General features: G+C 63.9%; 19 protein-coding genes. 12 read left to right on the forward strand and 7 right to left on the reverse strand.

Going from position 1 to position 17,725, the window contains the following annotated elements; translation table 11 throughout:
- The first annotated feature begins 6 nt into the window (after positions 1 to 6).
- From dnaX to OUZ45_RS01535, 4 genes are read left to right on the forward strand one after another with little or no spacing between them, the layout of a single operon-like run.
- Positions 7 to 1,689, forward strand: coding sequence for a DNA polymerase III subunit gamma/tau (gene dnaX / locus OUZ45_RS01520; RefSeq protein ID WP_266168114.1), 1,683 nt, complete (start codon positions 7 to 9; stop codon positions 1,687 to 1,689).
- 21 nt (positions 1,690 to 1,710) lie between these two features.
- A complete protein-coding gene (locus OUZ45_RS01525) occupies positions 1,711 to 2,034 on the forward strand; it encodes a YbaB/EbfC family nucleoid-associated protein (protein ID WP_266168116.1) in 324 nt (107 codons plus the stop codon).
- Between the two features lie 19 nt (positions 2,035 to 2,053).
- On the forward strand, positions 2,054 to 2,644 hold the full coding sequence (recR, locus tag OUZ45_RS01530; RefSeq protein WP_266168118.1) for a recombination mediator RecR: 591 nt from the start codon (positions 2,054 to 2,056) through the stop codon (positions 2,642 to 2,644).
- A 32-nt stretch (positions 2,645 to 2,676) separates the two neighbouring features.
- On the forward strand, positions 2,677 to 3,021 hold the full coding sequence (locus OUZ45_RS01535) for a histidine triad nucleotide-binding protein (RefSeq protein WP_266168120.1): 345 nt from the start codon (positions 2,677 to 2,679) through the stop codon (positions 3,019 to 3,021).
- A gap of 62 nt (positions 3,022 to 3,083) precedes the next feature.
- Here the strand turns inward: OUZ45_RS01535 and OUZ45_RS01540 are convergent, their stop codons facing one another.
- The 6 genes from OUZ45_RS01540 to OUZ45_RS01565 all read right to left on the reverse strand — a co-directional run bounded on the left by OUZ45_RS01540 (position 3,084) and on the right by OUZ45_RS01565 (position 8,804).
- Positions 3,084 to 3,668, reverse strand: coding sequence for a Slp family lipoprotein (locus OUZ45_RS01540; RefSeq protein ID WP_266168122.1), 585 nt, complete (start codon positions 3,666 to 3,668; stop codon positions 3,084 to 3,086).
- Between the two features lie 58 nt (positions 3,669 to 3,726).
- Complete coding sequence (locus tag OUZ45_RS01545; protein ID WP_266168124.1) at positions 3,727 to 5,694, reverse strand: transglutaminase TgpA family protein; 1,968 nt, start codon at positions 5,692 to 5,694, stop codon at positions 3,727 to 3,729.
- Entirely contained in the window at positions 5,691 to 6,659 is a 969-nt protein-coding gene (locus OUZ45_RS01550; RefSeq protein WP_266168126.1) for a DUF58 domain-containing protein, read from the reverse strand. The genes OUZ45_RS01545 and OUZ45_RS01550 overlap by 4 nt, the downstream gene beginning before the upstream one ends.
- An 11-nt stretch (positions 6,660 to 6,670) precedes the next feature.
- Positions 6,671 to 7,612, reverse strand: coding sequence for an AAA family ATPase (locus tag OUZ45_RS01555; RefSeq protein ID WP_266168127.1), 942 nt, complete (start codon positions 7,610 to 7,612; stop codon positions 6,671 to 6,673).
- Positions 7,613 to 7,764: 152 nt separating this feature from the next.
- Complete coding sequence (locus OUZ45_RS01560) at positions 7,765 to 8,349, reverse strand: Maf family protein (protein ID WP_266168128.1); 585 nt, start codon at positions 8,347 to 8,349, stop codon at positions 7,765 to 7,767.
- Positions 8,346 to 8,804: a hypothetical protein gene (locus OUZ45_RS01565; RefSeq protein WP_266168129.1), complete on the reverse strand. Its 459-nt coding sequence runs from the start codon at positions 8,802 to 8,804 to the stop codon at positions 8,346 to 8,348. The genes OUZ45_RS01560 and OUZ45_RS01565 overlap by 4 nt, the downstream gene beginning before the upstream one ends.
- 137 nt (positions 8,805 to 8,941) lie before the next feature.
- Between OUZ45_RS01565 and OUZ45_RS01570 the strand changes: the two genes are divergently transcribed.
- The 3 genes from OUZ45_RS01570 (at position 8,942) to OUZ45_RS01580 (ending at position 10,821) form a co-directional block, all read left to right on the forward strand.
- Entirely contained in the window at positions 8,942 to 9,460 is a 519-nt protein-coding gene (locus OUZ45_RS01570; RefSeq protein ID WP_266168130.1) for a YceD family protein, read from the forward strand.
- 36 nt (positions 9,461 to 9,496) lie between these two features.
- Positions 9,497 to 9,691, forward strand: a complete 195-nt coding sequence (gene rpmF / locus OUZ45_RS01575; protein ID WP_266168131.1) for a 50S ribosomal protein L32 — start codon at positions 9,497 to 9,499, stop codon at positions 9,689 to 9,691.
- A 155-nt stretch (positions 9,692 to 9,846) separates the two neighbouring features.
- Positions 9,847 to 10,821 (forward strand): beta-ketoacyl-ACP synthase III, encoded by a 975-nt coding sequence (locus OUZ45_RS01580; protein WP_266168132.1) that lies wholly within the window; start codon positions 9,847 to 9,849, stop codon positions 10,819 to 10,821.
- Positions 10,822 to 10,927: 106 nt separating this feature from the next.
- On the opposite strand, the gene OUZ45_RS01585 is transcribed toward OUZ45_RS01580, so the two are convergent.
- Positions 10,928 to 11,899 carry a homocysteine S-methyltransferase family protein gene (locus OUZ45_RS01585; protein ID WP_266168133.1) on the reverse strand — a complete coding sequence of 324 codons (972 nt, stop codon included), beginning with the start codon at positions 11,897 to 11,899 and terminating at the stop codon, positions 10,928 to 10,930.
- Between the two features lie 171 nt (positions 11,900 to 12,070).
- Between OUZ45_RS01585 and fabD the strand changes: the two genes are divergently transcribed.
- The 5 genes from fabD (at position 12,071) to fabF (ending at position 17,720) form a co-directional block, all read left to right on the forward strand.
- Positions 12,071 to 13,018: an ACP S-malonyltransferase gene (gene fabD, locus OUZ45_RS01590; protein ID WP_266168134.1), complete on the forward strand. Its 948-nt coding sequence runs from the start codon at positions 12,071 to 12,073 to the stop codon at positions 13,016 to 13,018.
- A 55-nt stretch (positions 13,019 to 13,073) separates the two neighbouring features.
- Positions 13,074 to 13,817, forward strand: coding sequence for a 3-oxoacyl-ACP reductase FabG (gene fabG / locus OUZ45_RS01595; protein ID WP_266168135.1), 744 nt, complete (start codon positions 13,074 to 13,076; stop codon positions 13,815 to 13,817).
- Positions 13,818 to 13,950: 133 nt separating this feature from the next.
- Entirely contained in the window at positions 13,951 to 15,564 is a 1,614-nt protein-coding gene (locus tag OUZ45_RS01600) for an ArnT family glycosyltransferase (protein ID WP_266168136.1), read from the forward strand.
- Between the two features lie 443 nt (positions 15,565 to 16,007).
- Entirely contained in the window at positions 16,008 to 16,247 is a 240-nt protein-coding gene (gene acpP, locus OUZ45_RS01605; protein WP_266168137.1) for an acyl carrier protein, read from the forward strand.
- 234 nt (positions 16,248 to 16,481) lie between these two features.
- Positions 16,482 to 17,720 (forward strand): beta-ketoacyl-ACP synthase II, encoded by a 1,239-nt coding sequence (fabF, locus tag OUZ45_RS01610; RefSeq protein ID WP_266168138.1) that lies wholly within the window; start codon positions 16,482 to 16,484, stop codon positions 17,718 to 17,720.
- Positions 17,721 to 17,725: the final 5 nt, after the last annotated feature.

Below are 17,725 nucleotides of genomic sequence, written 5' to 3' on the forward strand. Positions count from 1 at the left end.
TCCGGCATGTCCTATCAGGTACTCGCGCGCAAATGGCGCCCCCGCAAGTTCGCCGAACTCGTCGGGCAGGAGCATGTGGTCCGCGCGCTCACCAATGCACTCGACACCGGGCGCATGCATCACGCCTATCTGTTCACTGGCACTCGCGGCGTCGGCAAGACCACGATCGCGCGCATCTTCGCCAAGTCGCTGAACTGCGAGCGCGGCGAGTCGGCCGATCCGTGCGGTGAGTGCGCCGTCTGCACGGCGGTCGATGCCGGCCGCTTCGTCGATCTTCTGGAAATCGATGCGGCCAGCAACACCGGCGTGGACGATGTGCGCGAGGTGATCGAGAACGCGCAGTACGCGCCAGCCCGCGGCCGCTTCAAGGTGTACCTGGTCGACGAGGTGCACATGCTTTCCAAGCCAGCCTTCAACGCCTTGCTGAAGACGCTGGAAGAGCCGCCGCCACATGTGAAGTTCCTGCTCGCCACCACCGATCCGCAGAAGCTGCCGGTGACGGTGTTGTCGCGCTGCTTGAAGTTCAACCTCAAGCGATTGCTGCCGGAACAGATCTCCGGCCAGATGCGACACATCCTGGGTGCCGAGAACATCCAGTACGAAGATGCCGCGATCGGCGAGCTGGCGCGCGCTGCCGACGGCTCGCTGCGCGACGGCCTGTCGCTGCTCGACCAGGCCATTGCCTACGGCGGCGGCTCGCTGCAGGCCGATGACGTACGCGCCATGCTGGGCAGCGTCGCGCGCGGTCAGGTGCTCGGCGTGCTCGAAGCGTTGGCCGTGGGCGACGGCACTCAATTGATGGACGAGTGCGCACGCATTGCTTCTTTCTCGCCAGATTTCGGTGGCGTGCTGGACGATCTCGCCAGCGTGCTGCACCGGATTCAGTTGATGCAGTTGGTGCCCGGTTATCGCACCGAGGGCGACGCTAGCGATGACAGCCTCCTGGCCTCGCTAGCCGAGCGCATGGGGCCGGAGGACGTGCAGCTCTATTACCAGATCGCCACGGGCGGACGCCGCGATCTGTCGTTGGCGCCGGATGCGCGCACCGGTTTCGAAATGGCTTTGCTGCGGATGTTGGCCTTCCGCCCGCAGGGTGGTGGTGACGGCTCACGTGCGGAGCAGTCTGCTGCTACCAGTGCGACACCACGGGCACCTGCCGCGCCGGTGCGTTCGGCACCTTCTGCGCCTGCGGCCATCGAGCGGCCTGCAGCAATAAGAACGCCAGAATCCGCGCCGTCTCGCGTCGAACCGGCTCCCGTGCCGCAAGCGCCCGCGCGAACGGCACCCGTGCTGGACGCGAATGGCTTGCCCAACTGGGACAAGATGATCGACCAGGCGGGTCTGCGTGGCCCACTGGGTCAGCTGGCGCAGAACGCCGCCCTGCGCGAGCGCGAGGGCCAGACCCTGGTGCTGGCCTTGCAACCGATACACATGCACCTGGCCGTCGAACCGATGGTGAGCCAGATGGAAGAGCGGGTCAGCCAGGCCATGGGCGAACGCATCCGGCTTCGCTTCGTCAGCGACCAGGGCGGTGGCGCGGAAACGCCAGCTGCGCGCGCGGCCAATGCGCGTTCGGCGGCGCAGTCCGCAGCGGAACAATCCATTGAAGACGACCCGCTGGTGCAATCGCTGCGTCGCGAATTCGGCGCACGCGTACTGCCGCAGTCGGTCAAGCCCTTTGAACAGTAACGAGCATTTGGAGTCAGGATCATGAGAGGACAGATCGGCCAGCTGATGCAGCAAGCCCAGCGCATGCAGGAAGAAATGAAGCGTGCGCAGGAAGAGATCGCCAAGCTGGAAGTCACCGGAAGCTCGGGTGGCGGCCTGGTCAGCGTCACCATGAACGGTGCGCACGAAGTGCGCCGCGTGCAGATCGACCGCAAGCTGTTCGCCGACGATCCGGAAATGGCCGAGGACCTGGTGGCGGCCGCTATCAACGACGCGGTCAACAAGGTGGCTGAGGTGAGTAAGAACAAGCTCGGCGGCGTGACCTCCGGCCTGAACCTGCCGCCCGGTTTCAAGATGCCGTTTTGAGTGAGTATTCGTTGGACGTATGAGCAAGTTGCTTAGCGACCTGATCGAAGCGCTGCGCTGCCTACCCGGCGTGGGCGGCAAGAGCGCACAGCGGATGGCTTTTCATCTGTTGGAGCGCGAGCGTGAGCGCGGCTTGCGCCTGGCCAGTGCACTGGAGCAAGCCATGCAGCGCATCGGCAATTGCACGCGTTGCCGCAATTTCAGCGAGGAGCCGGTGTGCTCGATCTGCGCCAGCAGCAGTCGCGATCGCCATGTGTTGTGCGTGGTGGAATCGCCGACCGAGCTGGCCGCGATCGAGCAGGCCACGGGTTACCGCGGGCAGTACTTCGTGCTGCTCGGGCGTCTTTCGCCGCTGGATGGCCTGGGCCCGGAAGAACTCGGACTGGGTCTGCTGACGGAGCGGCTGGGTGAGGGCGAGATCGAGGAAATGATCATCGCCACCAACCCGACCGTGGAGGGTGAGGCGACGGCGCACTACCTTGGACAGTTGGCGCGGGCCGCAGGTGTAAAGCCCACCCGTCTGGCCCATGGTGTGCCGCTGGGCGGAGAGCTGGAATATGTCGACCGTGGCACGTTGGCGCATGCCTTCGGTAGCCGGCAAAGTTTGTGACCCAAACGTTTATTGACCCTGGGAGCCGAGACATGGGCGACACGATTTTCGGAAAGATCATCCGCCGCGAAATTCCGGCCGACATTGTTTATGAAGACGACGATGTGTTGGCCTTTCGCGATCTGAATCCGCAGGCGCCGGTGCATGTGCTGTTCGTACCCAAGCGCGCGATCGCTACGCTCGACGAGGCCAAGGCGTCCGATGCGGAATTGCTGGGCAAGTTGCTTCTGGCGACGGCCGCTTATGCACGGCAGCAAGGCATCGCCGAACAGGGTTATCGCACGGTGATCAACTGCAACGAGCATGGCGGGCAGACGGTGTTCCATCTGCATGCGCATCTGCTGGCAGGTCGCCGGATGCATTGGCCGCCGGGCTGATCCGGGACTCGCATATATGAAAACGCCGGCGCAAGGCCGGCGTTTTCATGAAAGAGCTTTGCTTATCTGGGACGCGGCGGCGGCAACGGACGCGGTACCACGATGACGCGCGGCTGATACCAGAACGGGTCGCCCCACGGGCCCCAGTACGGACCCCAGCCCGGGCCCCAGAACGGGTCGTAGTAGCCCGGCGGGTAGCGCACGGCCACGCGCTTCGGCCACAGATAGACTACATCGGCTTCCACTCGCGGATAGGCGTAGTCGTACTCGCCCACTTTCTGCGACACGGCGCCGTGCAGGGTGCCGGTGACGGTCACTTCGCGACCGCGTGCGAACACTTCAGGGTCGTAGAAGCCAGCGCGACAGGCGACGAAGCGTCCCTGGTTGTCGTTGTTATTGCTGTCCATCTTCGGCCGCGCTTGGTCGTCCAACGGACGCGACAGCATGTAGAAACAGGTTTCCTGCGGGCCGGGTTCGGTCTTGATGATTTCGCCGCCCCAGCGCACCTTGGCTCCGCCGGCGCCACCTTGCTGCGCCGAGGCCGTGCTGAGGTCGGTGTAAGTGCCCTGCAGTGGTTGAGGAACCGTTGCGCAGGCGGCCAGCGAAGCTGTAACGGCTGCCAGAGCGAGGGTTTTGTACATGGACATGACCGCTTTCTCCATCGTCGGGCGGATACTCCTGTATCCGCGAATCAACTGCTTCGGTTCATTTGACCACGTGTCGTGGTCGGAAATCCCGCACCGCCTGACAAAAGCCACGAAGAGATTCAGGCGGCGGAACGGCGTGGGCATAGCGCAGGTCGAGGTAGCTCTTCATCAGTCGATCGAGTTCCACACGCTGGGTAGGCAGTGCCCGCGCCGCGCGCAGCAGAAAGTGCTGTGGGCCCTCACTGCTTCGTCGCATGACACCGACCCGCGCCAGTTTTCGCTCAAGTGTCTGCATGGCGGCCCGCAAGGGGTCGGTGTCGCGTCGCTGCCACAAAGCCCAGGTAAGCCCGAGGATGGCAAACAACACGCTGCCGATGGCGAGCAGCACACTCAAGGTGGTCGTGTCGGTGTCGTGGACGCCGAAGGGCGTGAGGAGCCCGCGTTGCCTTAGTGCATCAAAGCCGATAACGCCTTGACTCCACCAGCGGTTGACCACGTCCCAGCGGTTGCGGAACTCCTGCAGCCAGTTCAGACCTTGCCAGGCCGCTTGGCTGGCAGCGACGGCGGAAGCTCCCAGGCTGACCCGCTCGGGCCGTACGGCAGCGGTGGGGTCGATGCGCACCCAGCCGCGCCCCGCCAGCCACACCTCACTCCAGGCATGGGCGTCGGATTGGCGCACCAGCAAGTAGTTGCCCAGCTTGTTCCAGTAGCCACCCTGATAGCCGGTAACTACTCGCGCCGGAATGCCGGCTGCACGCATCAGCACGGTGAAGGCGGAAGCATAGTGTTCGCAGAAGCCCTCATGGGTGGCGAACAGGAAATCATCCACCGCGTCCCGGCCCAGCGGCGCGGGAGCCAGTGTGTAGTTGAAGCCACCATTGTGAAACAGCGATAGCGCCGTCTGTACGATGGTGTCGTCATGGTTGCCGTAGTGCTCGCGCCACTGTGTGGCAAGCGCTTGGGTGCGGGGGTTGAAGCCGGTCGGCAATTGCAGGGTGCGCCGACGCGTAGCGTCGTCCAGTTCGGCCTGGAGGCGATAGTGGAGAGCCGACCGCAATGCATAAGTCAGCGGGTCTTGTATTGACTTGCTGCTCATCACTTCGCGGTCTGCCCCGAGCGCGGCCGCGGGCGGTGCTTCCAGCGGCACGTCCAGTGCAGGCAGCACGCGCTGGTCGTTGGGTTCGAGGGTAACGCGATAGGCCACGCTGTCGGTCGACTCGAGCGGAGCCGGCTGGCGCCCGGTTTGCGCGGAGGTCCAGCGGCGGCCGTCGTAATGCGACATGACATAAGCGCGGAAATAGCGCTGAGCAGGGGAAGGTGCTGCCTGTTCGAAGCTGATGCGCATGGCGGGTCGGTCATCGGTCAGCAGGTCGACGAAGTCCCCTGGCGACATGCGGTCGCTGAGCCCCGTGCGTGCCTGCTGGGCCGGCGGGGCACCCCATAGCGGGGAATCCAGCCGTGGCACCAGTACAAACGCAAGCAGGGAGAGCGGGATCGCTGCGGCGAGCAGACCGAGTCCCGGCAGCAACTCACGTAGGAAGCTGGCGGCTAGGCGCGCCGGCTGCAGCGCGCGCAGCGCGGCCAGCGCCGGCAACAGGCCGAGTGCGACCACGAAGGTGGCGACCATGCCCTGGTCGGCCAGCAGCGCGGCCATCAAGGTGAAGCAGGCGAATGCGGCTCCGACTTTGGCGTCGCGTGGTGTTTCGGTTTCCAGCAACTTCAGTATCAATAGGCCGACGGCCAGTGCGGAGCCCGGTTCGCGTCCGAAGATGTTGCCGTAATAGAAGATCACCGTGACGGCCAGCAGCACGACCAACGGTAGCTTGAGGTAGATCGGCGCGCGCCCCGGCTTGCGTTGCCGTTGCCACCAGCGCAGACCCAGCACCGCGGCCAAGCCGGCGGTCAGCCATAGCGGTAGGTGAACGGCATGCAAGCACAACACCACCGCCGCGGTCAGGCAAAGCAGGTCGAAAGCGCGGTTGTCGAGCAGCGCTTCCTTACGCTGGGTTCGACGCAGGCGGATCACGGCAAGCGCGCCAGCGCGCTCATGCAGCGCGCATAGTGGGCGGGGCCGGCGCCGTGGCTGATGTCATCGCCGGGTAGCCATAGGCTGCTTGGGCGCCCTTGTGCCTCGGCTTCACCCAGCCATCGGGCCAGGCGTGCAATGCGCGCTTCGTTGTCCAGGCCGGGCAGGTGGCGCCAATCCAGGCGCCATTCCTGGCGCGGCAGGGGTTGTTCAAAATCCTTCACCAGCAGGCTGTCGTGCCGAGCACTGGCTTTCCAGGCGATGCGGCGTTGCGGATCGCCCGCGCGGTAGTCGCGTAATGCGGCCAGATCCTCGCCGTGATGGAGGCGTTGGTGCATGGGGTCGTCAGCCGGCAAGCGCGGCGGTGGTCCACCCGTTTCGGGGCGCGGCCAGACCAGGACGGACTGTTCCGGATACAGCCAACTCCACGCCTGAAACAGGCCGAGTGGCCAACTGCTCCATAGCCGCAGGCGCGGTAGCGGCTGCCAACCTCGCCGCGTGGTGGCGATGGCGAGCGGCAAGGCGAGCTGGCCATGGGCCGGCATAGCGAAGGCCTGGGTTTGGCCGTCTATATCAACGCGGATCGCCTGGCGAACGCGCGTGCCCGCGTCCAGATGCAGCTGTAGGATCAGCGGCTGTCCGGCGATGGCGTGATTTGGCTGGATGGCGGTCAGCCGCAGGCCATCCAGGCTGCGGAAAGCCACCAGCATGCTCGTCGCGCAGGCCGCACCCAAGAGACAGGTAAGCAACAGGGCAGCGTTGTTCGCATAGTTTAATGCGCCGGCCAGCATCACTATCAGCAGCACACCGAAGGCCATGCCTAGGCCCGTGGGCACGATATAGATGCGCCGGCGATGCAGCTCGATCGGCAGGCTTTCAGGGCGCCGGTAGCGAGTGAGCGCCGGTAGCCGACGCTCGGCCCAGTTCTGCATGCGTCGAGTGGCTTCGGCCAGTGGCATGGTCATGCGGCAGGCTCCTAACCTACCACCACCTCGGCAAGCAGTTGACGAGCCAGTGTGTCGCCGTTGGCGCCACGTGCGGGGACCAGGCGATGGGCGGCTAGTGGCACGAACAAGGCCTGGATGTCTTCCGGCAATACGTGCGTGCGACCGCTGAGCATGGCCCACGCGCGCGCTGCGTTGAGTAAGGCGAGACCGGCACGTGGCGACAGGCCCACGCGGATATCGGCATGTCGCCGGCTGGCACCGAGCAGGGCCTGCAGGTAATCCAGCAGCGCTGGGCTGGCGGTGATCGCCTGCGACTGCCGGTGCAGCGCGGTGAGACCGGGGCCATCCAGTTGCGGCACCAATTGAGCGAGCAGGTCGCGGCGGTCGCTACCGGTGAGCAGTGATCGTTCGGCCGCGGCATCGGGATAGTCCAGCGATAGCCTTAGCATGAAGCGGTCAAGCTGCGAATCCGGCAGTGGGAAGGTGCCGGCGAGATCAAGCGGGTTCTGTGTGGCCACCACGAAGAAGGGCTGCGACAGCACATGCGTTTGGCCGTCTACGGTGACCTGACCTTCGGCCATCGCCTCCAGTAGCGCGCTCTGCGTCTTCGGCGTGGCGCGGTTGATTTCGTCGGCCAACAGCAGACCAGTGAAGATCGGGCCGGAATGGAATCGGAACTGTCCGGTCTCGCGCTCGTAGACGCTCACCCCGATGATGTCCGATGGCAGCAAGTCGCTGGTGAACTGCACGCGCTGGAAGTCCAGCGCAAAGCTCGCGGCGAGCGCGTGCGCCAGCGTGGTCTTACCGACCCCAGGCACGTCTTCCAGCAACAGGTGTCCACCCGCGATCAGGCAGGTAAAAGCCAGTTTGACCTGGCGTGGCTTGCCCAGCAGCACTTGATTGACCTGCGCCATGGCGGCATCCAGGCGTGGGCGCAATGCATCATCTTGAAGCGGCGTGATGGCGGACATGAAGTTTGGGCGGTAGGTGAGTGGGGCAGGGGATGGCCCATGCATGATCGCGGCAGTGTAGTCTTCGGCTTCGCGCGCTGGTGAGCCGTGTTTCTCATGGCTTTCGTGTTTGCGGCCCTGCCGCCTTGCAAGCGCGGCCCGTTGACCAGGCTTCAGGGCAGTGGAAACCCCGCCTCACGCAGTAGCCGGGCCAGCGCAATCAGCGGCAAGCCGATCAAGGCGCTGGGGTCCTCGTTGTCGATGCCATCGAACAGGCTGATGCCCAGCCCCTCGCATTTGAAGCTGCCTGCGCAATCCAGTGGCTGCTCGCGTTCTATATAGCGGGTGATCTCGCTGTCGGTCAGTGCACGGAAACGGACCCGGGTGTGATCCACATGGGTATGGCGCTCGCCGGTGCGCGTGTCGAGTAGGCACAGCGCGGTGTGGAACTGCACCGCATGTCCCGAGCTGGCCGTTAGCTGGGCGTGGGCGCGTTCGATGGTGCCGGGCTTGTCCAGCATCGTCCCGTCCAGTTCGGCAACTTGGTCGGAACCGATGATCAGCGCATCGGCTTGTCCTTCGGCGGCGGCTTCGGCCTTGGCGATGGCGAGTCGCAAGGCCCGTTCCGCCGGAGATTCTGCAGGCAGTGCGGTTTCATCTGTGCCGGGAGCGCGCTGGTCGAAATGCGGATACAGGCGGCGCAGCAGCTCGGCGCGGTAACGGGAGGTGGAGCCGAGCACCAGCCGAGGTGCGCTCATGCCTCGGGCCCGCGCTGGATGATGTGTTCGCGCATGGCGTCGTCGAGCGCGTGCTGGGCCTGTTCGAGCGCCTTCAGCAAGGGTGCCAGTCGGCCGCGCGTCTCGGTCATAGTCGAGACGGCTCGATTCAGCTGCTGCTGGCTGGCGCGGGGAGCTTCGTCGCGGATCCAGATGCGTTGCTGCAGCAATGACCGCAGGCCAGCTTCGATGGCGTGGCGCGCTTCCTGCTCGCTGGCCGCGGGCAGGTCGGGATTGAGGGACATCACGGCGTGAGCCTGTTGCAGGCCGGCGCGGCAGGTCTTCAGGTCGGCCTCCAGGCGGTCGGCCAGTTCCAGCAACTGGTGCAGGCTGCGGGAGCGTTGGTCGCCACGTCGCCGAAACCACAAGGTAGCCAGGGCGGCGAGCACCAAGGCAAGGAACAGTCCGGCCATGCCGAGCGTCAGATAGGCATTCACGTGGGCGGTTCGGCTCAGGGGCGATGGAGCCGGCAGTCTGCCGCATGGGAGCTGTTCAGGCAAAATGCGGGGATGGCTATCGCAAATGGCGGATTGTGGTTGACTTCAATCGCTTGCAAACCTAAGATTTCGCGATTATGTCCGTGACACTGCCAGAGTCCGTGGACGCTTGGCGCATGGTCTCGGCGCGGCGTTCGTTCCAAGGGTTGTTGCCCATTGCCGCTATGCAGCGCTTGGGCGGGCTCCTTGCTGGCACCGAAGGCGAGGTCCGGTTCGAGCTGGATTTCGGTCGTGACGAGTTCGGTACGGCGTACCTCGACGTTCGCGTCCAGGCCCCGCTTACACTGATATGCCAACGTTCCTTGGAGCCGTTTGTGCTGCCGGTGACGGTGGACAGCCGACTGGGTCTGATCCGGCAGGAGCGCGAGGAATCGGCCCTGCCGCCGGGTAGCGAACCGTTGTTGGTCGCTGAGGACGGCAAGCTGAGCCTGGCGGACGTGATCGAAGATGAATTGCTGTTGGCGCTGCCGCTGGTTCCGGTGAATCCGGACAGTACGTTGCCCGACGAAGTAGTAGCCCCTGCGCCGGAGGAGTCATCCATCGGCGAGGGTCGTTCCGATAACCCGTTCGCGATTCTGCGCGAACTCAAGAAATAACGTCGATTTTAATAATCGCTTAGCTGGAGACTCACCATGGCCGTTGCCAAGAGCCGCAAAACCCCGTCCACCCGCGGCATGCGTCGTTCGCACGATGCGCTGAAGACCGTGCAGCTGGCCACCGATCAGACCAGCGGCGAGGTGCATCTGCGCCACCACGTCACCAAGGACGGCTACTACCGTGGCAAGAAGGTCATCGACACCAACACCTCGGTGGTCGAAGAGGATTGATCGTTCCCGCAAGGGATACGGTTCCGCAAAGCGGCGCGGCGACGCGCCGCTTTGCGTTTAGGCGCTCACGAACGTAACTTTGCTGTCTTGGTGCGGGCGATCATCCCTAGACTGGATGAGGTGCCGTGTGCGCCGATTCTGCTGATGGATAACCCATGGCCCCGATCTACGCCCGCATCACTGGTACCGGCAGCGCGCTGCCCGAGCGCGTTCTGACCAACGCCGACCTGGAGCAATTCGTCGATACCAGCGACGAATGGATCCAGACCCGCACCGGCATTCGTCAGCGTCACGTTGCCGTCGAGGGTCAGACCACTGGCGATCTCGCTTTCCTCGCCGCGCAGCGCGCGCTGGAAGCGGCTGGCGTGAAGGCGTCCGAGCTGGACCTGATCGTGCTTGGTACGACCACGCCCGACATCATTTTTCCGTCCACCGCATGTCTGGTGCAGCACCGCCTGGGCGCGAACGGCTGCGCGGCGTTCGACGTCAATGCCGCCTGCTCGGGCTTCGTCTATGCCTTGGGCATTGCTGACAAGTTCATCCGCAGCGGGCAGTCGAAGAAAGTGCTGGTGATCGGTGCCGAGACGCTTACCCGCATGGTCGACTGGAGCGAACGCGAAACCTGCGTGCTGTTCGGCGATGGTGCTGGTGCGGTGGTGCTCGAGGCTTCCAGTGAGCCTGGCATCTACGCCACCTGCCTGCATGCCGATGGTGGCTATAAAGAGCTGCTGTGGAATCCGGTGGGCGTCTCCGTAGGTTTCAAGGACGAGCCGAATCACGGCGTGCGCATCAATATGAGCGGCCGCGAAGTGTTCAAAGTGGCCGTGAAGACGCTCGACTCTCTGGTGGAGGAGACTCTGCGGGCCGGCGGCATGGAGGCTTCGCAGCTGGACTGGCTGATCCCGCACCAGGCCAACCTGCGCATCATCGAGGCCACCGCCAAGCGCCTGAACATGCCGATGGAGCAGGTGATCGTCACTGTCGACAAGCACGCCAACACCTCGTCCGGTTCGGTGCCGCTCGCGCTGGACTACGCCGTGCGCTCGGGCAAGGTGCAGCGCGGCCAGAACCTGCTGCTGGAAGCTTTTGGCGGCGGCTTCACTTGGGCCTCGGCATTGTTGCGCTTTTGAAGATCTAAGAACGTAGCGCAAGTTGGGACGAGCGTGAGCGAATCCCAATACGTGTACGCCTCTTTTGAGATTCGCTCACGTTCATCCCGGCCCACACGTTCATCGATCAGGCTTTCGCCACAGCGGAACGTTGATTGGCATCGGAGCAATGCCGGTAGATCGCATCGACGTGACGTATATCGGTGCCGCAGCAACCGCCTACTACGGCGAGCTGCGGCAGCAATGGAAGCAGGTCGGAGTGCGCGCGCCCGAGTGCTTCAGGGTCGCCGCAATCCAGTTTTCCGCAGTTATCGAGCTCGGCATGGCTGCGGCATGACGCGTTCACGCGCAGGCCGCGGATGCGTTCACGGCATTGATCGGAGTCACGCAATATGGGCTCGAAATGCCCGGGGTGTGCGCAGTTGACCATGTAGTACGCCGGGTAGCCGCCAGTGCAGTCGTCTGTTCGGGCAATGGCGTCAGGCAAGGACTCTCCGGAGGGCAACCGTCCATCGGTTTCGACAGTGAAGGAAACGATCGCCGGAATAGCGCTGGAGCGCGCGGCCAGGGCGATGCCGATCGCTTCTTGCGGATAGTTCATCGTCAGTGCGGAAATCTGGTCGACGCCCGCGTCGACCAGGGTTTCGATCTGCCGGCGATGATAGTCGGTGGCTTCCCTGGGGATCATCTTGCGACTAAGGCGATAACCATAGCCGCGCGGGCCGACATTGCCTCCGATCACGATGGGATTGGCAGGGGTCGCATAGTGCGAACGAATGTTCTGCAGTAATGCAATGCTTTGGACATTGGCCTGGAACAGGGCATGTGCGTCATAACCCAGGGTTTCGCCCCAGTCGCGGTTGGCGCGCCAGGTTGGGCTGTCCAGCACCAGGCCGGTGGCGTGGGTTCGCGCCAGTTCGGCGTAACTAGCATAGTAATGCTGCAGCGCCGCCCGGCCCCGCTCATGGGACAGCAGCAAGAACGAAGCGAATTCAGGCAGTTCCATGCCATGGTGAAAGGTGATCGTGGTGCCCAGGCCGCCGTCGGTCATAAACAGGCGACCCTGCAGTTGAGGCAGGTCTGCGTGCTTGCTTTGCATGGGAGAGCTTCCGGCTCAGAAAGACCAGAACGAACGGCAGGATCACGGTGATTTCGACGATTGATATTCCGGGCCTGGTAGTGAAGCCGCAGTGAAACGAGAGGGATACGGCTGCGTACGGTCGGCGATGCTGGCACCATTCCGGTTTTCGTCGATGGAAATCTTCAGTACATGAGTCAGAACGTTGCATCGCTCGCTTTCGTCTTTCCAGGGCAAGGCTCGCAGTCCGTGGGCATGCTGGCCGAGTTGGCTGCGACCTACGCGGAAGTGAAAGCCACCTTCGACGAGGCCTCGCAAGGCGCCGGTACCGACCTATGGGTGCTGAGCCAGCAGGGGCCGGAAGAACAGCTCAACCGCACCGAAAACACCCAGCCCGCTTTGCTGGCCGCCAGCGTGGCAGCATGGCGCGTGTGGCAGAAGCTCGGCGGTGCGCAGCCGGCGCAGCTGGCCGGTCATAGCCTCGGAGAGTACAGCGCACTGGTTTGCGCGGGTGCCTTGTCGCTGCACGACGCCGCGGCGCTGGTCGCCGAGCGCGGCCGTTTGATGCAGGCGGCCGTGCCGCCGGGCGTTGGTGCGATGGCCGCGATTCTGGGCGGCGACGATGCGCAGATCGCTGCGGTCTGCGAGGAGGTCGCACAAGGGCAGGTGGTGTCGCCCGCCAACTTCAATTCGCCCGGTCAGTTGGTGATCGCTGGCAACGCCGAGGCCGTGGATCGCGCGCTCGTGAAACTCGCCGAACTGGGTGTGAAGAAGGCCATCAAATTGGCTGTGTCGGTGCCCTCGCACTGTGCACTGATGCGCGACGCGGCCGACAAGCTGGGCGAGCGGATGGCCTCGCTGCAATGGCAGCAGCCATCCATCCCGGTGGTGCAGAACGCCGAGGCGCGCAGCTATGGCCATGTCGACGACATCCGCGCCGCCCTGCAGCGCCAGCTGTACCTGCCGGTGCGCTGGACCGAATGCGTGCAGGCCCTCGCCGCCGGTGGCGCCACGCGCGTGGCCGAATGCGGCCCGGGCAAGGTGCTGGCTGGCCTGATCAAGCGCATTGACAAGAGTGTCGACGCGCGCGCCATCGGCGCGCCGGCCGATCTGGATGCCGTTCGTGCCGAATGGACCTGAGCGGCGCCTCGCGCGACGCATGACCTTTTCCGTTGAGCTATAGGAAGCGATACAGATGAGCAAGACTCTGCAAGGGGAAATCGCCCTCGTCACCGGCGCCAGCCGCGGCATCGGTGCGGCGATCGCCGACGAACTGGCGGCACAGGGTGCCACCGTGATCGGCACGGCGACCAGCGAAAGCGGCGCGGCCGCGATCGGTGATCGGCTTGCGGCGCATGGTGGCCATGGCCGTGTGCTCAATGTGGTGGATGGCGCTGCCGTCGACGGGCTGATCGAGTCGATCGGCAAGGAATTCGGCCCGGTGTCGATCCTGGTCAACAACGCTGGCATCACCCGTGACCAACTGCTGATGCGCATGCGTGACGAGGACTGGCAAGCCATCCTCGACACCAATCTCACCTCGGTGTATCGCACTTCCAAGGCGGTGATGCGCGGCATGATGAAAGCGCGCAAGGGCCGCATCATCTCGATCGCGTCGGTGATCGGTCTGACCGGTAATCCGGGACAGTCCAACTATGCGGCGGCCAAGGCCGGCATCATCGCGTTCTCCAAATCGTTGGCGCGCGAGATCGGTAGCCGCGGCATCACCGTCAATGTGGTGGCGCCGGGCTTCATCGACACCGACATGACTCGTGCGCTGCCGGAAGAGTCGAAGCAGGCGTTGCTCGGCCAGATCGCCTTGGGGCGATTGGGCGAGGCGAACGATATTGCCAAGGCCGTGGCTTTCCTGGCTTCGCCATCGGCGGCCTACATCACCGGCGAAACGCTGCACGTCAACGGTGGCATGTACATGGCGTGACGCTCGGGGCCGGCCTTGCACGGGCCGGCCTTATCCTGCGTGGCGGGATCGTGATAGGGCTCTCACCGCGACCCTGCTCAAGCTAAGATCGACCTAAGTGCGACTACCGAGACTGGGCACTATGAATGCCCTGATGCGTTTGAAAGCAGGCCTGGATGCCACCCCCTGGCTGGTTATGCTTCTGCTATTGCCTTTCCTGGGGATACTGCCACCCGTCCCGATCGACGAGACGCGCTACCTCAGCATCGCCTGGGAAATGCGCCAGTCGGGTGAGTTGATCACGCTGCATCTCAACGGCTCTCCTTATTTCGACAAGCCGCCGCTGCTGTTCTGGCTGCTCAATCTCGATTGGAGTCTGTTCGGCGTGTCGCTGTGGGGCGCGCGCGTGCTGCCGCTGTTGTTCGGTGCTGGCTGTATCGCCTTGTTGCAGAAGCTCGAGCGCGAGCTCGATGGTACGGCGACGGGGCAGGCGCCCTGGCTGATGCTCGGCTTCATGTATTTCGAGCTGTTCTCCGGCGTGGTGATGTTCGACGTCATGTTGTGCTTCTTCGTGCTGCTCGCTTTCGTAGCGATCATGCAGTGGATGCGCGACGGAACGCGTCGCGCGCTGGGGCTGCTTTTTTTGGCGAGTGCGCTGGGCATGCTGGCGAAAGGGCCGGTAGCGCTGCTGCATTTGCTTCCGCCTGTGCTCCTCGCTCGTTGGTGGATGCGGCCCACAGGAACGCAACCATCGTGGAAGCGCATAGGTGCGGCGCTACTGGTCTGCGTGCTGGGTGGTCTGCCGGTGTTGCTATGGGCGTTGGCTGCCGTGCAGCACCTGGGGCAGGCCGAGGCAAAGGAGTTGCTGGTCACGCAAACCGCTGGGCGCGTGGTCGAAAGTTTTGCGCACAACCGCGCGTTATGGTGGTACCTGCAATGGCTGGTTCCGCTGCTTTTGCCGTGGCCGCTGGTGTTGCGCTTGACTCGGTTGCGGACGGCCTTTGCTTCCGCCATGCCGTCGCTGGCTGCGCGTTTCGGATGGTGCGCCACGCTGCCGGCTTTCGTGGGCTTCAGTGTGGTGAGCGGTAAACAGCTGCATTATCTGATTCCGCTGTTCCCCGGTTTGGCGTTGTTGCTGGGCACGATGTTGCGTGCCGAACCGCAGCTGTTTGTTTCGCGTCGCATGCTGGCGTTCTCCGTGTTGGTGCTGGGGTTGTTGTTGTGGGCGATCCTGCGCCCCGGCGACACGAGTCCAGCACCTATCGCGCCAGGCGCATTGAAAGGCTTGTTCGCGTTGACGGTCGTACTGGCGTTGTCGTCGATAGGGTTGCTGATGAGGCGCAGCGAACAGGCACCCGAGCGGCGCGTGGCATGGGTGATGCTGCTATTGACCGTTGCGTTACTGCCGGTGATCCGTGCGCAGGTCTTGGGAGCGATGGATTTGCGTGGCCTAGCGCAATCGGTCGAGCAGATGCGCCAGCAGGGTGTGCCGCTGGCGCGCACCGGCAACGAGCCGGGATTGATCACCTTCCTTGCGCGGTTGCCCGAACCCTTGCCCACCACCGCCGATCCGACGCAATGGGCGCAGCAGCATCCGGCCGGCTTCGTGTTGGTGTGGTCTTCGCGTGAGACGCCGCCTGGCACGTTGCACAAAGTCAGAGCGGCGAATGGTTGGGTCGCCTTGTGGCCAGCATCCGCATGGCGCAACCCGCCAAGCGGGGTGGTGGCTTCTCAGGTTGCGGTGGCATCCTTGGGATGCTCTGAATAAGTCTACGCAGCCGTCACCGGCTCTGTCTGCTCACCGATGCGTGGTGCGTTGGCGCAGGCAGACTGGCCGTCTTTCAAGCCAGCGCGCCGCGGAGCTGTAGGCAGACAGAGCCGGCCCTCACACTTTGAATATCAATGACAGGGTGATGTGTGGGAGGCCCGCAGGCTGCAGCCCACGTCTAGGCAAGGCAGCCAGCCTTGCCGTCGCCGCGCGTCACACCCTACGAACCTCCCACACATCATGACGGCTGCGTAGACTTGTTCAGAGCATCCCAGTGGCCGGTTTCCCAGGGCCTGTCGCCAGCGGCACGTTTTTAGGCGACAATTGCCCTTTCGCGCCGGTCCCCAGGGCCTGCGCCTTACCAACGATGGCGGACCATGGCGGCCTCGGGGCTTAGCCACTACAATCCGCCAGCTATTTTGTCCTTGGGAGGTATTGGCAACATGAGCACCATCGAAGAGCGCGTCAAGAAAATCGTCGTCGAGCAGCTGGGTGTGAAGGAAGATGAAGTCCAGGCGAGCTCCTCGTTCGTGGACGATCTGGGCGCGGATTCGCTGGACACCGTCGAGCTGGTGATGGCTCTCGAGGAAGAGTTCGAGTGCGAAATCCCGGACGAAGAGGCTGAGAAGATCACCACGGTGCAGCAGGCTGTCGATTACATCAAGGCCCACACCAAGGAGTGATCGACTCGTGGCGGGCTGGCGCATTTGGCGCATTCCCGCTCGTTCACGAAGCGATACCGAAAGCTGCGCCTCCTTGGCGCAGTTTTCGTTTCTGCATTTTGCAACGTCCGATCCCGTATGGTTTGCGGATACGCGCCACGCGGTTAAGACGACCGTTCCGTTAAGACGACATTCGCGACCGCCGCGGAACGGCTGCCTCACGGCAGAACCACGGATCCATGAAGGAAGATCAGCATGAGCAAACGACGTGTGGTTGTAACCGGCCTCGGCATCATTTCGCCGGTCGGCAACGATATCGCTACCGCTTGGGACAACATTCTCAAGGGCGTGAGCGGCATCGGTCAGGTTACCCATTTCGACGCCACGGCCTATGCCACCCGCATTGCCGGTCAGGTGCGTGATTTCGTCCCAGCGGACTGGATTGCCGCGAAAGACATCAAGAAGATGGACCCCTTCATCCACTACGGCATTGCCGCGGGCACGCAGGCCTTGCGCGATTCCGGACTGGAAGTGACAGAAGCCAACGCGCCGCGCATCGGCGTGGCGGTCGCTGCCGGCATCGGCGGGCTGCATACCATCGAACACACATCGATCGAGTTGCACGACAAGGGGCCGCGTCGCGTGTCGCCGTTCTTCGTGCCCAGTTCGATCATCAACATGGTGTCGGGCCATCTCTCGATCATGTTCGGCCTGAAGGGGCCGAACATCGCCTGCGTCACCGCCTGCACCACGGCCACGCACAACATTGGTTTGGCCGCGCGCATGATCCAGTACGGCGATGCCGACGCGATGATTGCCGGCGGTGCCGAGTTCGCCACCACCGGCACGGCGATGGCTGGCTTCTGTTCTGCCAAAGCCATGTCCACCCGTAACGACGAGCCGGGCAAGGCCAGTCGTCCCTGGGACAAGGATCGCGACGGCTTCGTGCTGTCCGATGGCGCCGGTGTGCTGATGCTGGAGGAGTACGAACACGCCAAGGCGCGCGGCGCGAATATCTATGCGGAACTGGTCGGTTTCGGCATGAGCGGCGACGCGTACCACATCACCGCACCGAGCGAGGGTGGCGAAGGCGCGGCGCGCTGCATGGAGAGCACACTGCGTGACGCTGGCCTCAACCCGGCTGACGTGCAGTACATCAATGCGCACGGTACCTCGACGCCGCTGGGCGATCTGGGTGAAGTGATGGCCGCCAAGCGTGTATTCGGTGATCACGCCTACAAGCTGGCAATGAGCTCGACCAAGTCGATCACCGGCCACCTGCTTGGTGCGGCCGGCGGCGTGGAGGCGATCTTCTCGATCCTGGCGCTGCGCGACCAGGTGCTGCCGCCGACGATCAACCTGGACGAGCCGGGCGAAGGCTGCGATCTCGACTTCGTGCCGCATACCGCGCGCGAGGCCAAGCTCGACGTGGTGTTGTCCAACTCCTTCGGCTTTGGCGGCACCAACGGCACGCTGGCGTTCCGTCGCGCTTGAGCGAC

Source organism: Dyella subtropica (assembly GCF_026283965.1).
In the GTDB taxonomy this organism is placed as follows: domain Bacteria; phylum Pseudomonadota; class Gammaproteobacteria; order Xanthomonadales; family Rhodanobacteraceae; genus Dyella_D; species Dyella_D subtropica.

Coding starts and splice junctions, on each gene's coding strand:
- dnaX (WP_266168114.1), top strand. CDS start 7: ATGTCCTATCAGGTACTCGCGCGCAAATGGCGCCCCCGCAAGTTCGCC.
- OUZ45_RS01525 (WP_266168116.1), top strand. CDS start 1,711: ATGAGAGGACAGATCGGCCAGCTGATGCAGCAAGCCCAGCGCATGCAG.
- recR (WP_266168118.1), top strand. CDS start 2,054: ATGAGCAAGTTGCTTAGCGACCTGATCGAAGCGCTGCGCTGCCTACCC.
- OUZ45_RS01535 (WP_266168120.1), top strand. CDS start 2,677: ATGGGCGACACGATTTTCGGAAAGATCATCCGCCGCGAAATTCCGGCC.
- OUZ45_RS01540 (WP_266168122.1), bottom strand. CDS start 3,668: ATGTCCATGTACAAAACCCTCGCTCTGGCAGCCGTTACAGCTTCGCTG.
- OUZ45_RS01550 (WP_266168126.1), bottom strand. CDS start 6,659: ATGACCATGCCACTGGCCGAAGCCACTCGACGCATGCAGAACTGGGCC.
- OUZ45_RS01555 (WP_266168127.1), bottom strand. CDS start 7,612: ATGTCCGCCATCACGCCGCTTCAAGATGATGCATTGCGCCCACGCCTG.
- OUZ45_RS01560 (WP_266168128.1), bottom strand. CDS start 8,349: ATGAGCGCACCTCGGCTGGTGCTCGGCTCCACCTCCCGTTACCGCGCC.
- OUZ45_RS01570 (WP_266168130.1), top strand. CDS start 8,942: ATGTCCGTGACACTGCCAGAGTCCGTGGACGCTTGGCGCATGGTCTCG.
- rpmF (WP_266168131.1), top strand. CDS start 9,497: ATGGCCGTTGCCAAGAGCCGCAAAACCCCGTCCACCCGCGGCATGCGT.
- OUZ45_RS01580 (WP_266168132.1), top strand. CDS start 9,847: ATGGCCCCGATCTACGCCCGCATCACTGGTACCGGCAGCGCGCTGCCC.
- OUZ45_RS01585 (WP_266168133.1), bottom strand. CDS start 11,899: ATGCAAAGCAAGCACGCAGACCTGCCTCAACTGCAGGGTCGCCTGTTT.
- fabD (WP_266168134.1), top strand. CDS start 12,071: ATGAGTCAGAACGTTGCATCGCTCGCTTTCGTCTTTCCAGGGCAAGGC.
- fabG (WP_266168135.1), top strand. CDS start 13,074: ATGAGCAAGACTCTGCAAGGGGAAATCGCCCTCGTCACCGGCGCCAGC.
- OUZ45_RS01600 (WP_266168136.1), top strand. CDS start 13,951: ATGCGTTTGAAAGCAGGCCTGGATGCCACCCCCTGGCTGGTTATGCTT.
- acpP (WP_266168137.1), top strand. CDS start 16,008: ATGAGCACCATCGAAGAGCGCGTCAAGAAAATCGTCGTCGAGCAGCTG.
- fabF (WP_266168138.1), top strand. CDS start 16,482: ATGAGCAAACGACGTGTGGTTGTAACCGGCCTCGGCATCATTTCGCCG.